General features: G+C 57.1%; 8 protein-coding genes and 1 pseudogene. 5 read left to right on the top strand and 4 right to left on the bottom strand.

The annotated features are described in order from the left end of the window. Window positions 1-76: 76 nt before the first annotated feature. A complete protein-coding gene (locus SD196_RS26370; RefSeq protein ID WP_275609242.1) occupies window positions 77-1,525 on the bottom strand; it encodes a PLP-dependent aminotransferase family protein in 1,449 nt (482 codons plus the stop codon). A 186-nt stretch (window positions 1,526-1,711) separates the two neighbouring features. Between SD196_RS26370 and SD196_RS26365 the strand changes: the two genes are divergently transcribed. Continuing rightward, a complete protein-coding gene (locus tag SD196_RS26365; protein WP_275609241.1) occupies window positions 1,712-1,942 on the top strand; it encodes a DUF1127 domain-containing protein in 231 nt (76 codons plus the stop codon). On the opposite strand, the pseudogene SD196_RS26360 reads toward SD196_RS26365, so the two are convergent. After that, window positions 1,939-2,583 (bottom strand): annotated as a pseudogene (locus tag SD196_RS26360) (ATP-binding protein); the annotation flags it as partial. The gene SD196_RS26365 and the pseudogene SD196_RS26360 overlap by 4 nt on opposite strands. A 363-nt stretch (window positions 2,584-2,946) precedes the next feature. On the opposite strand from SD196_RS26360, the gene SD196_RS26355 reads away from it, so the two are divergent. The 4 genes from SD196_RS26355 to SD196_RS26340 are packed head-to-tail and all read left to right on the top strand — an operon-like array spanning window position 2,947 to window position 7,484. After that, on the top strand, window positions 2,947-3,624 hold the full coding sequence (locus SD196_RS26355) for a TnsA endonuclease N-terminal domain-containing protein (protein WP_416310862.1): 678 nt from the start codon (window positions 2,947-2,949) through the stop codon (window positions 3,622-3,624). Continuing rightward, a complete protein-coding gene (locus tag SD196_RS26350; RefSeq protein ID WP_416310861.1) occupies window positions 3,611-5,533 on the top strand; it encodes a Mu transposase C-terminal domain-containing protein in 1,923 nt (640 codons plus the stop codon). The genes SD196_RS26355 and SD196_RS26350 overlap by 14 nt, the downstream gene beginning before the upstream one ends. Beyond that, complete coding sequence (locus SD196_RS26345; RefSeq protein ID WP_416310860.1) at window positions 5,530-6,405, top strand: TniB family NTP-binding protein; 876 nt, start codon at window positions 5,530-5,532, stop codon at window positions 6,403-6,405. Before SD196_RS26350 ends, SD196_RS26345 begins: the two co-directional genes overlap by 4 nt. Beyond that, on the top strand, window positions 6,363-7,484 hold the full coding sequence (locus SD196_RS26340; protein ID WP_416310859.1) for a TniQ family protein: 1,122 nt from the start codon (window positions 6,363-6,365) through the stop codon (window positions 7,482-7,484). The genes SD196_RS26345 and SD196_RS26340 overlap by 43 nt, the downstream gene beginning before the upstream one ends. 1,511 nt (window positions 7,485-8,995) lie before the next feature. Here SD196_RS26340 and SD196_RS26335 read toward each other — a convergent pair. Beyond that, window positions 8,996-10,339, bottom strand: coding sequence for an RES family NAD+ phosphorylase (locus tag SD196_RS26335; RefSeq protein WP_416310858.1), 1,344 nt, complete (start codon window positions 10,337-10,339; stop codon window positions 8,996-8,998). 57 nt (window positions 10,340-10,396) lie between these two features. Then, window positions 10,397-12,097: a P-loop NTPase fold protein gene (locus SD196_RS26330; protein ID WP_416310857.1), complete on the bottom strand. Its 1,701-nt coding sequence runs from the start codon at window positions 12,095-12,097 to the stop codon at window positions 10,397-10,399. Between the last annotated feature and the right edge of the window lie 218 nt (window positions 12,098-12,315).

Below are 12,315 nucleotides of genomic sequence, written 5' to 3'. Positions count from 1 at the left end.
GTGCCTTGCGGAAAGGCGGAAGGTACAGCAGCCCGGCGCCGCACGGCAGCGCCAGGCTGTGGATAAATGTTTCCCGTCAGGCCGGCAGCAGTTCCTCGTCCTGCGCGCGGCGCTCGGCGGTCAGCCGCGTGGCGCAGGCGCCGACCTTGCGCACGGCGTCCTCGATCCGCGCCAGGTCGCGGCTGGAGTAGTTCATCCGGATGCAATTGCGGTACTTGCCCGAGGCGGAAAAGATGTTGCCCGCCGCCACCTGCACGTTGTCGCGGCGCAGCTCGTGGTTGAGCCGCACGCTGTCGAACTGCTCGTCCATCTCCACCCAGAGCATGAAGCCGCCACGCGGCCGGCTGGCCAGGGTGCCTTCAGGGAAGTAGCGGCCGATCCATTCGGTCATCAGGTCGCGGTGGCGCTGATACTGCGCGCGCATGCGGCGGATGTGCGGCTCGTAGTGGCCGCCGCCGACGAACTCGGCCAGGGCCATCTGCGGCTGCGGCGCGCAGGTGCCGCTGGCGATGTACTTGAAGTGCAGGATGCGGTCCAGGTAACGCCCCGGCACCACCCAGCCGGTGCGCAGGCCCGGCGCCACGGTCTTGGAGAAGGAGCTGGCCAGCAGCACGCGATCGTCGGCGTCGAAGGATTTGATGCTGCGTGGCCGCGGGAAGGCATAGGCCAGCTCGCCATAGACATCGTCTTCCAGGATCGGCACGTCATAGCGCGCCGCCAGGCACAGCAAGGCGCGCTTGCGCGCGTCGGGCATGATGTAGCCCAACGGGTTGTTGCAGTTGGGGGTGAGCAGGATCAGCTTCACCGGCCACTGCTCCATGGCCAGCTCCAGTGCCTCCAGGCTGACGCCATTGATCGGGTCGGTGGGGATTTCCAGTGCCTTGAGCCCATAGGCCTTCAGTGCCTGCATGGCGCCGTGGAAGCTCGGCGAGTCGATGGCGACAATGTCCCCCGGCTGGCAGATGGCGCGCAGGGTGATCGCCAGCGCCTCCTGGCACCCGGTGGTGATGACGATCTCACTGGGCGGCACCTGGCAGCCGGAGTCGAGCATCAGCCGGGCGATCTGCTCGCGCAGCGCCAGCGAACCCTGGATGCCCTCGTAGCCGAGGCTGTGTACGTCGGTGCGTCGAGCGGCATGCACCATGGCGCGCTGCAGCGGCTTGAGCGAGGGGCTGGTGACATCCGGCGTGCCGCGCCCGAGTTGGACGAAGTCGCTGCCGGGTGCGTAGCGCACCTGTTCCAGCACCTGGTCCCATTGCGACACGTCCACCGGCCGTTGCGCCGGCCGGGTCATCGCCGGCAGCGGCGGCAGGTGGCGGCGTTCGGGCACGAAGTAGCCGGATTTCGGCCGTGGCTCCACCAGCCCGGAGTCCTCCAGCACGCGGTAGGCCTGCTGCACCGTGCTGATGCTGACGCCGTGTTCTTCGCTCAGCGCGCGCACCGAGGGCAGGCGGTCGCCGGGACGGTACAGCCCCTGCTCGATACGTTCGCCGAGGGTGGCGGCGAGCTGTGCATAGCGCTTCATGACAGATCTCCCAAGCCGGTCGTGGCTGGCTGAAAGCAGTACAGATCGAACAAAAATACGCCATTCAGAGGCTTTTAGCGCCTTTCTGTATGGAGAAAATTCAGAAGTGTTGAATCTGTAATGCTTTTTGCTAATTCGTCAGGCTAATCCCACATCCGGTGAACCCGAACGTGGAGGAGCGACGACATGACCGGCATGAGCGATGTACGCCTGACCCTGTATCAACAGGAACTGCTGGGCCTTCCCGAGGCCCGCGTGATACCGGGTGGCCCCCGGGAAAACCGCTGGCAGCAGTTCTGGCGCCGGCTGCGCACCCGCAAGCAGCTACTGGAACTCAGCGACGAGCAACTGCGCGATATCGGCATCAGCCGCGAACAGGCGCGGCTGGAGGCGATGCGGCCGTTCTGGCGCTGCTAATGACCGGTGCGGTATTGCAGCGCTTCGGCCAGATGCGTCCGGCCGATGGCTTGCGCCTGCTGCAGGTCGGCGAGGGTGCGGGCCACCTTGAGAATCCGGTGCAGGGCGCGCAACGACAGGTTCAGGCGCTCGCCGGCCTTCTCCAGCCAGGCCTGGTCCTCGGCGCTCAGTGCACAGAATTGGTGCATCTTCTTCAGGTCGAGGAAGGCGTTCGCGCAACCTTGCCGGTCCAACTGGCGCTGGCGTGCGGCGGCGACCTGCACGGCCAGTTCGGCGCTGCTGGTGCTGGGGCCGCTGGGCGCCAGGCTGGTGCTTTCGCGGCTGACCGTCAGGTGCAGGTCGATACGGTCCAATAGCGGCCCGGACAGCTTGGCGCGGTAGCGCTGGACCTGCTCCGGCGTGCAGCGGCAGCGGCCGCTGGGGTCGCCGAGATATCCACAGGGGCAGGGGTTCATCGCCGCCACCAGTTGGAAACGCGCCGGGAAGCGCACCCGGCCGCTGGCGCGGGCGATGACGATTTCGCCGCCTTCCAGGGGCTCTCGAAGCACCTCAAGCACCTTCCTGTCGAACTCCGGAAGCTCATCGAGGAACAGCACGCCTTCGTGAGCCAGGGTGATTTCACCCGGCTGCGGGCGGCTGCCGCTGAGGCAACACGAAATAGGTGAGACGTTTTACCCCTGAAAGGCCCATTGCTACGTCGATTTAGTAGGTAATTATTGGGACAAAATCCACCAAATAGCTGAGATTGGGTCCAAAAACCAAAGCAATAGCTGAGAAAGGTTTTCGGCTCGTAGCGGAATCCTTCGTCACGCTGCGGTAATGAAGGAGGAGTACCGTTTTTGAGCAGTCCATTGCTGGATTCAGCAATTGGACCCAGGCTGAAGCTGCGACAAGGACCAGATGTACAGTCCGGAGGAGTTCTGTCCCTCTGAGGGGGTCGGATTGGGCCGGTCAGCCGCAGAGCACTGGGTAACATCCCTGGCATGTAAGCCAAAGGGTGCCCTATGTCCTCTACCGTCTATAAAGGCCAACTGATCTCGCAGACCAGGCGAGCCAGATCAATGACGCGGAGCCTCTCCGGAGTCATCCCATTCCGTGGCCAAGGGATCTATTACGAATCGGGTCTGGAGCGGGACTTTATCCGCATTTGGATGCTGGATTCGGACGTGGTAGCTATTGTCGCTCAGCCGGCGCAGATCCCCTTCACTGCTCTCAACGGACGGGACTACATCTACCCCCCCGATTTCTTTGTTCACTTCGACGAGCGAACCGGCCGAAAGCCTCTGCTGGTGGAAGTGAAAATGCGCGAGCAGTGGACGGCGAACTGGCGAGAGTGGCTGCCCAAGTGGAAAGCTGCCTATCGCTACGCACGGGAGCGCGGTTGGCAGTTTCGGGTTTACGACGAGACTAGGATTCGTGGCCCGGTCCTTCAGAATGTCGAGTACCTCCAGCGTTACCGGAACCTTGATTTCGATCCCGCGTTTACGTCCAAGGTCCTGAACACGCTTGCTCTTATGAAGGCGGCGCCCTTCCACCATCTTCTGGCTCTGCACTTCACCGGAAACGAGGCTATCGGACGCTCGCACCTGCTGCATCTGATAGCCACTGAGCAGGTACATACGGATCTCGAGCTTGAGCTGGATGATCATTCGATTCTGAGGATGCGCCATGAAGGGCGTTGAGACAGAAGGCCATGCCCTGAATCGGGCAACTGTATCGCTGGAGATTGGGGCATATGTTGGCCATCGGCAATCGACGTACCGTTTGACCGCAACCGTCGACTTTGCCCACGTGCTAGGCGTCGACGTCGTCATTGGCACTTCAAGGATCCTGCCGATTGCAGAGCTCACGCGCGCGTCATTGGGGCGTGTTAAAGGCCCATACGCCAACTACTCCCTGGATGACATTGCCGACAAAAGTTGGCTCGAGGCTGAGCGACGCATGGCGATCATCCAACCCTTACTCCAAGGTGAGATGTTCGTTAAAGGAGCAGTCGAAGCTCGGGCGAAAGAGTGTGGAGTCGGCAAATCTAGCGTCTATCGGTGGTTGTCGGCGTATACCGAAGGCGATCAATTCCTCAGTCTGATTCCGGAGAAGCGGGGTTGGAAATCCGGGAATAGCAGGGTGTCCGAGGAAATTGAAAAGATCATTGCCGAAACAATCAGGAGTGTCTATCTATCCACAACTCGCGGCACGCAGCTTGATGTTTTTAATGAAGTAAAGAGGGTCTGTGAGGCCCAAGGGTTACTGAGTCCGTCAATACCTGCTGTGACAAAACGGATCAAAAAAATCCCACAAAAAGTGGTCCTGCAGTCACGAGGCTATGGGAAGTTGGCTCAGCGACACGAGCCATCTCCGAATACCTTCGACGCTGACTACCCTCTTCATAGGATACAAATAGACCACACTCCAGGAGATGTAATCCTGGTCGATGACAGGTATCGCCTCCCTATCGGTCGGCCTTGGGTAACTTTGGCAATCGATATGTATACGCGGATGATCGTGGGCTATTTCCTATCGCTTGATGCACCTTCAGCCGTATCGGTCGCTATGTGCTTGGTGCATACAATGCTACCGAAGCATAAATGGCTTAATTTGCATGGTGTTGATGCCGAGTGGGCTGCTTGGGGTAAGCCTTACGAAATTCATTCGGATAATGGCCCAGATTTTAAAACTCGTAGTTTGATCGCCTCTTGCACTGCGCACGGCATAGAACGTGAGTTTCGCCCTAAGGATAATCCCAAGTGGGGCGGAAAAATCGAATTTCTTATGAATACTAAAGCGAGGGCCTTTGCGACTTTACCCGGAGCGACAGCTCGTAACATCGATGAAAGAGGTGATGTAAACCCCGAGGGCAAGGCCGTAATTTCGTTCTCCGCATTTGAAAGATGGTTCATCGCCCAAATCATCAAATACAATAACACCTCTCACTCCGCTATAGGTTCCATGCCACCCGTTGCGAAATGGCATGAAGCCTTTTTTGGAAGCGCACTCTGCAAGCCAATCTGTGGCTTGCCCCCCATTCCGGCAGACCCACTAACGCTGGAGATTGACTTTCTTCCCTCCAAAATGCGGACCGTGCAGACCTATGGTGTCGAGTGGGATGCGTTTTATTATGCCGAAGTCCTACGGCCCTGGATTGGGCATAAAGATCCTGGCACAAAGGATACGAAGAAATTCTTATTCCGGCGCGATCCTAGAGATATTAACTTTATTTGGTTCTATGAGCCTGTGGAGAAAAAATACCACAAAATACCTATAACAACAGGGCCTTATCCTGGGGTCGGAGTAGAAGCTTATAAAAAGGCCAAGCTGAAGGTTAAGAAGTATGGGCTGAGCCTTCAAGATGATCAGCAAATTCGTAAGCTTACTGCTTTCCAGGTGGCGCTAATAGAAGAGGAGTCAGCCAAATCCAAAAGCGCCAGGCGAGCGCAGCAGAAGAGCAAGAATCAACCGGAAAAAACTACTCCGGCGGCAGTGTACATGGAAGGCGAAGACGATATGGATCTCAATAAGGCTAATCCCGTATTTCCGGAGCTTGGCGACTTGGATGACGAGGAAGAGGCGGAGCTTTACGGAGGTGTAGCATGACCGAATATTTGCATATACTTCCTCAGTTTCGCCCTTTGATGGAACTTTCTGACGCTGATCGGCTTGCTTCAATTCAATCGCGCTGGGTTGACTACGAGTTTGCCGATAAGGTCCATGCCATGCTCTATGCCAAGCTGTCTGGCCATCGAGATCAGCCGGATATTTTCTTGCTTGGCGATTCCCGCATGGGCAAGACAACTATGATCAAACGATTCATCGAGGTTCATGCGCCGGAATATATCAATCAGGAAGGCTACAGAGAAAAGCCTGTTCTGCTTATCGAAGTGGATCATCCGAGTCCAAAGCAATTTCTTATTGAGATTTTGGACACCTCCATCTCCCCCTACAACCCGGACTCGACTGTCGAGAAACTCTTCTTCCAGGTCATGAACATGCTTCGTGAGTGCAGAACGAAGATGTTGATCATCGATGAGGTGCATTCCCTAACCCAGGGCACAGCTCGAGAGGTCACCGCTATGGCGCGGCTGATCAAGCGCCTCAGCAACAAGACCGGCATCGCGATCGTTGGTGTGGGGGTGAAATCTGCCCGCCGACTACTTGCAACGGATGAACAGTATGCCAACCGATTCGTGACCGTGACGGTACCTGAATGGTCGATGGCCGGCTTCAGGGGACTGTTGAAGGGATTCGAGTCGTTTCTGCCCCTCAGGCTGCCCTCCAGGCTCTCAACGAAGCAGATGGCAGCGCTGATCTATGAGATGACCGGAGGAAACACATCCAGGGTCGAGGAGGTGCTGCTTGGCTGTGCTCGACAGGCAATCATCACCGGTAAGGAGTGCATTGACCAAGAGCTACTGAGCCAGAAGAAATGGTCGACAGATACCTTTGGCACTCGGGAAGTCGCCCTGTAAACCAGCGATGGCCGTTGGTCCCTGCGCTACGGGAGGACGAGCTCTTTTCGTCCTGGCTGATTCGATGCTCGCTCTGCCACGCTTGCGATCCTTTGGAAATCGCTCATTTGCTTTGGCCTGGACGCCGTCTCTGGACAAGGGACTGCGACCGAAGGGTCTGTACGCTCTCCATGGATAACCTCGCGCGAAACGCTGGCATCTCGGATAAAGAGCTTCGGGCTTCCACCCTAGATCCTGTCTGCCAATTGCTTCGCTTAGATAGCAGCTCCCGCGCTATCACTCCTTGGGTGCTGAGCATTGGCACTAGGAACATCAGCCGTGCTGGGGGATTGCAGTATTGCCCCGTCTGCTTCGCTGAGCCCAAGCCCTTTTATCGCCTTCAATGGCGCCTTGCGTGGTACACGAGCTGCCCAATTCACCAAGTGCGATTGAGGGATCGGTGCCCGCATTGCCAGGCGATCATTTCCCCGCATCGATTGGATTACATGGCCTCGGATCTGTCGTGTTGCCATGCTTGCCACGGCCGGCTTGCTGAAACGGATTTGGAGTCATGCGACTCAGGGGCGAGTGAGCTGGAGTCTTTCGCTGATTCAGTCGTTTGGGGAAATGAGGTCGGCTTCGGTGGCCTGATCATGCCGGCCGATGAGTGGTTTGTTCTTATACGAGGGTTGCATCAGTTGGTCAGAGCGCTATCCAGGCAGCGAACTGAAGGTGTGCGGGATTTCCTTTCCCGGCTTGATGTGGATCTGGACGTATTGCCGGACATCGGTCTCGGACTGCCGCTGGAATGTCTCTCTGTCTCGGATCGTGTCGCATACCTGGCCGTGGTGAACGCCATTCTGCAAGCCGGAGCCGAGCGTTTCTCTAGGGCTGCACAGGCTACGTCTCTCTGTCATTCCTACTACCTGGCCGCTGTTGGACAAGAGCATTCCTGCTTGGGTGTGCTCCTTCCTCACTCCCCTCCCAAAGCGCACACGCCAGGAAACAAGAGGCGCGACAAACCCCGTTCGAAGCGCTCGGTGCTGCGGAGTTGGCTGCGGTTCCAACGCAAAGCGCATCGGTGCGGGATGGTTCGATAAAGTTATCTATGTTGGAGGAACAGATTGAGCAATGAAGTGGTGGCGGCCTCGCAGCTCGATGCGGCTTGCGAGTGCAGTAAATGCGGCCGGTATATGAGTAAAGCCAAGAAAGTACACCGCGGTGCGAAGTACTGTGAGACCTGCTATGCCCGGCTCTTCAAGCGTGCTCTCTGCCCTGGTTGCGGCAATTTCGCCAGACTACCGAAGTTTCGTCCTAACGATGTTTGCAGGAAGTGCGAGCTGCTGGCGCCTTGCGTGCGTTGCAAGCGCTCGGGGCGCCCCGTTGGCAAGCTCACTGCCGAGGGCCCAGCATGCGCCTCCTGTGCCCCATATTTCCGAGAGTCTCGACCGTGCGAGCGCTGTTCGAGGCCATCGACCAGCTTGGTCCGGACGTCTGTAGACGGCCACCTGTTGAAATGCTGTTCAAGTTGCCGTTCAAGGCTAAAAACCTCGTGCTGCTCTGCCTGTCGGCGCCCAAGAGTCATCGTCACCGTCCAGGGACCAGCGCTGTGTAAGAAGTGCTTCGCCAACGGCGAGGTGCCTTGCCCTGTGTGCGCGATCCTAATGCCGGCTGGACGGGGAAAAGCTTGCGAGGCATGTGCGTGGGATAAGTCGCTGAGCAAACGGGTTAGGCTGGCTACTGAATACACCACCAACCCACGAGAGCGAACCGCGGTGTTGGATTTCTCCTCATGGTTGAAAAATCGGCGAGGTGCTCAGTTCGCGTCCCTGAATCTGAACCGTTTCTTGCCGTTCTTGCATGAACTGCACACTCGTTGGGATCACATTCCGACTTACGCAGAATTGGTGGAGCACACATCTGCTGAGGGGCTCAGGCGGGTACGGCTGGCGGTTTATTGGTTGGAGGACGCCCATCAACTTGTGATCAATTCGTCTACCCGAGAAGAGGCAAGTGAGCGTCGAAGGATCGCCAAGTTACTGACCTTTGTTCCCGGACAGCCAGGCTCGGGAGCGCTGCATGGATATCACCAGCTGCTGCTAACCCACATGAAGGAAGGCAGAACAAATTTGCGCTCGATCAGGCTCGCGTTGGGAGCCGCCGTGAGGTTGCTTCATAGTGCCGCCCCATCTGGGCAAAAGCTTCCAAATCAGGATGCGCTTCTCAAACTACTTCGTTCGCGTCCTGGTCTCATGGCTTCGCTCGCGGGCTTCGTGGGATATCTGAATCGCCTCTTCTCTTGCCAGATGACCACGAAGGTGGACGCCGAATGGGTTTCGAAAGCAACTCGAGCATTGAGGGAGAGGAACCTACTCGGGTTGTACGATGAGGGGGGCCAAGGAGAAGCGTTTGATCGCAGGTGGATCAGCGCAGCCTTGTCCCATTTCCATCAGCTGCGCCGTGTCGGTATGAGGGCCTTTCAGTATCAGTTGGATGAAGTAAACGGCTGCCCAGGGTTCAGTGTCAGCTACCGGGATGCGGAATATTGGGTTCCAAGGATCCCCGACAACCAACAGATGAAATCCTCGTCAGGATCGTTGCCTACCCAGGGTTAACGGCGACCATACACATCGCGGTTTTCATCCCATGGCACATGGCGAACTGGGTCAGTCTCGTAGCCGAACGAAACAGCTTTGATTTTGTGAACCGCGATGCGGCTTCGGTCTAGTCGCAAGGTCGTGACCCGGCTCGAGAGTTGGCCTCGGCTAAAGACGACATTTTGCGGCTGTGGTTTTGCCTCAAATATCTCAGGAGCGAAACGCCAGTCGTTTTCATCGGACTCCCAGAGTTCGACATGCTCAAGGGCATCATCCGTCCCGGTTCGTTCGACACCACTCGCTTTGTGAAATAGCACCACATTCTGTCCAGGAGCGCTGTCCTCCGGTGCTTGAACCGAAGGGAAAAGTATCCCATCGAGGTTCAGCTTTGGATGCGTTGCTAGGAAGTCGGCGATCGCCTGAGTGATGAGATAGTCCTGGTCTGCCGCGTTCGGCATCACAGGTATCAGCATTCGGTCCTTGAGCCGCTGAAGAAACGCACAACGCTCAGCTTGCTCTTGCCGGTCCGGATCAAAGTAACTCCGGTCAGCCCTCGGACGAACGCTCGATAGATCGGCGAGACTCAACAGCCGAAGTGGTCGGGTGAGATCAAAGACGGCAGTAGCGACAAAACCTCCTACTGGGGGACGCACCTCCGCGATTGCCGTTTGTTCGTCCGTTGATCCATAGAAGACCGAAATACCCTTGGCGTTCATCCTGCCTGCGGAGGCGATGCCCTTGGGGGTTGGTCCAAGGTTCAGCTCGGGATGACTAAGCGCATGAGCCAACCCGGCTTCAGATTCGAATGACCGTGCCCGGTGAAATGCGCGTATGGAATGCTCGGGACCTGCACTCACGATGGCAGAGCTCCCACCCGAGGCTGTCAGCTGCTCAATGTCTCCGAAGACCTTTTCCAGCACCTCCGCTACCGACGTATTTACCAATCTGGATTCGTACAGCAGGCTTTCCTGCATTGATCGCCAGTCAGCTGCCATTTGAGGCGAGGAGTCCGGCCTGTCCTCAAAATATGGATCGCCATCCTCCCACTCGGCCCACCGGACTCTCAGCTCGTACTCAATGTCTTCAAGCAGGCTGGTATCGCTTTTGGCCAGCAACACGCTCAATACATCGGCGACTGACATTCCGTAAGGAGGGTATCCGTAGTGGATCGCTGCGGCGGGCTGGGTGACGTAACTGAACGACGAGCAAATTGTGCTTTCACAGCAGTCAACGAGCTCCTCCAGCATTACAGCGGGAGCTATTTCCCCGCAGTAGCTGCATTCGTCCGTGTTGTGCCACTCAAAACGTCTCTGCAGGTATGGGTCAAGGATGCATTGAATGCACACGAATTTGGTCATCGCTATCTCCTTGGTGGACCAAAGGGCGTCGAACCAGCGAGGCCTTCCGACGCGAAGCTACAACTGCGCTTCTTCTCCGCGGCTCTTGAAGAATCTGACGATGATTGTGGCAAGCCGAGAAGTTGGATCCGCTGCCACGATACTCTTGCAGGCAGCGACGAACCGCTCAGCGACATCCCCAAAGCTCGGTTCATAGGAAGTCTTGTGGCGGACGAACATCATGCTTGGGAAAAGAATGTTCTGCAGATCTTGGCCGCTTGCCTTACGTATTTCGTCTTCGTACTCGGCCGCGCTGATGTTCTTCAACAGGATCTCTTCGGCCTCACCCCAGGCCTTGGTTTCGCGGATTTTCCGGCAAGCTTGAACCAGGGTTGTCGCACCTGAATGTCTCGAATAGGCAGCATTCAGCACTGCGTCGATGTCCGGGTGAATTGGTTTTGCGCTTGGCCAGGGTGAGCGCTCAAAACCGGCGGGAAACGCCTCATTCAATGCAGCTGTCCAGCGCGCTATGAACTCCTGGCCGAGCGTTTGATTCCCCGTAAGCTCGTCAGCAAGGACAATCAGATAGCTCAGCGAGGGTGGTTCGATGTGAAGCACTCCCGGAATGAGCGCGCGTAGCTCTTCGATCAGTGCGCCAGCGGCAATATCCGGGTGCCAGTTGTAGTGATCGAAAAACTCCGAGACCTTCTTCTGGACGTTCAGGATCTGGCCATCCATCTGATAGCGCTCGATGTGACTGCTAATCGCCTGTGTATCCAGTAGCCCAGTCTGCAGCACCTCAACGACGAGATGCTCAAACTCGCCACTATTTCGGATACCTACCTCGTTCAGTAGAGAGTCCCAGCGTTCATGCAGCGTGTCTTCTTCGCTTTGCTCCCCGCCTTCGAGCTGGGTTTTCATTGCCCGGACTGTCGCTGCATGCACGAAGTCTCGATCCAGCACGTAATCGAAGGTCGGGCCATCAGAGAGCCCCTTGTAGTAAATGGCACTCAGCAAGGCGATTGACGGCACCGTGCGGTCGATTACGTTAGGAGAAAGCTCACCGTGGCCCTCAAGGAGACGGTTCGCCACACGAATAATTCTACAGAGGATGCGTATGTTCGTGATCTCACAAGCTGCGGTGGCCTCCTGTAGCTGAGCGCTCCACCTCGTGGTTACAAGCCCATGCGCTATCTCAAATGCTTCGCGCGGCGAAGTGTCCAAGCGCAGTTCTTGGTCGATGACCTTCTCTCTAAATTGCTCCCAGATTTCCTTATCCTTGAGCTTGTCGTCGTTTAAAACGACCAGGATCCGACAGCCGTAGCACTGCACACACTCATCAATGAAGCCCAGAATCTCATCGATGCTGAGCTTGTCGTGCTTGCGCTCGATATCGTCAATGATGAGGAACTTGCCCTTCAGCAAGGTAGGTATGGCGAGCAGAGCGAGATCATCAAGTGCGGCGAAACCACGGTGCAAAGACTGGGCGACTTTCTTGGCTGCAGACAATGCGTTGGTGACATGGGCTTTTAGAGCGCTGTCATTTTCGAGCTTGGGAAGAAGCTCCTGAGCCATTTTCATCTTGAGATCGGTGATGCTACTGACGCCGAACAGCGATACCGAGGCTGCAGTCTTGATGGCCGGATCAGGCGACTGCTGTCGGACCTCCTTCCACAGGTGAGTCTTGCCGGTACCCCAATTTCCCGAGAGCGCTATGACTCGGTTAGATGGATCTTCCAAGGTCTGAAGTAGGTTTTGCTTGCAGCGCGCGATGGTCATTTGGATTCCGAACAGGAGCCGTAATGGTCGAACGAAGGTAGTGGCGAGATGCTGCTACATCAAGAGGTGCCGGAGGAGGCTGCATAGTGGCTTCGTGACTTTGGGCATTTTCCCTCAAGCCAGTACCCGCCACTCGGGCAAACAGTGGATAGCCGCCTACCCGGACATCGCCGGCTGAACGTCCGCTATGGGGCAGCAGTCTTGAGGATGATCGGTGT

The organism is Pseudomonas macauensis (genome assembly GCF_047902425.1).
Classification (GTDB): domain Bacteria; phylum Pseudomonadota; class Gammaproteobacteria; order Pseudomonadales; family Pseudomonadaceae; genus Pseudomonas.
The sequence above is the reverse complement of the archived record's forward strand: the minus strand, read 5'-3'. Positions and strand labels throughout refer to the sequence as shown.

Coding starts and splice junctions, on each gene's coding strand:
- SD196_RS26340 (WP_416310859.1), top strand. CDS start 6,363: ATGGTCGACAGATACCTTTGGCACTCGGGAAGTCGCCCTGTAAACCAG.
- SD196_RS26355 (WP_416310862.1), top strand. CDS start 2,947: ATGTCCTCTACCGTCTATAAAGGCCAACTGATCTCGCAGACCAGGCGA.
- SD196_RS26370 (WP_275609242.1), bottom strand. CDS start 1,525: ATGAAGCGCTATGCACAGCTCGCCGCCACCCTCGGCGAACGTATCGAG.
- SD196_RS26330 (WP_416310857.1), bottom strand. CDS start 12,097: ATGACCATCGCGCGCTGCAAGCAAAACCTACTTCAGACCTTGGAAGAT.
- SD196_RS26335 (WP_416310858.1), bottom strand. CDS start 10,339: ATGACCAAATTCGTGTGCATTCAATGCATCCTTGACCCATACCTGCAG.
- SD196_RS26350 (WP_416310861.1), top strand. CDS start 3,611: ATGAAGGGCGTTGAGACAGAAGGCCATGCCCTGAATCGGGCAACTGTA.
- SD196_RS26345 (WP_416310860.1), top strand. CDS start 5,530: ATGACCGAATATTTGCATATACTTCCTCAGTTTCGCCCTTTGATGGAA.
- SD196_RS26365 (WP_275609241.1), top strand. CDS start 1,712: ATGACCGGCATGAGCGATGTACGCCTGACCCTGTATCAACAGGAACTG.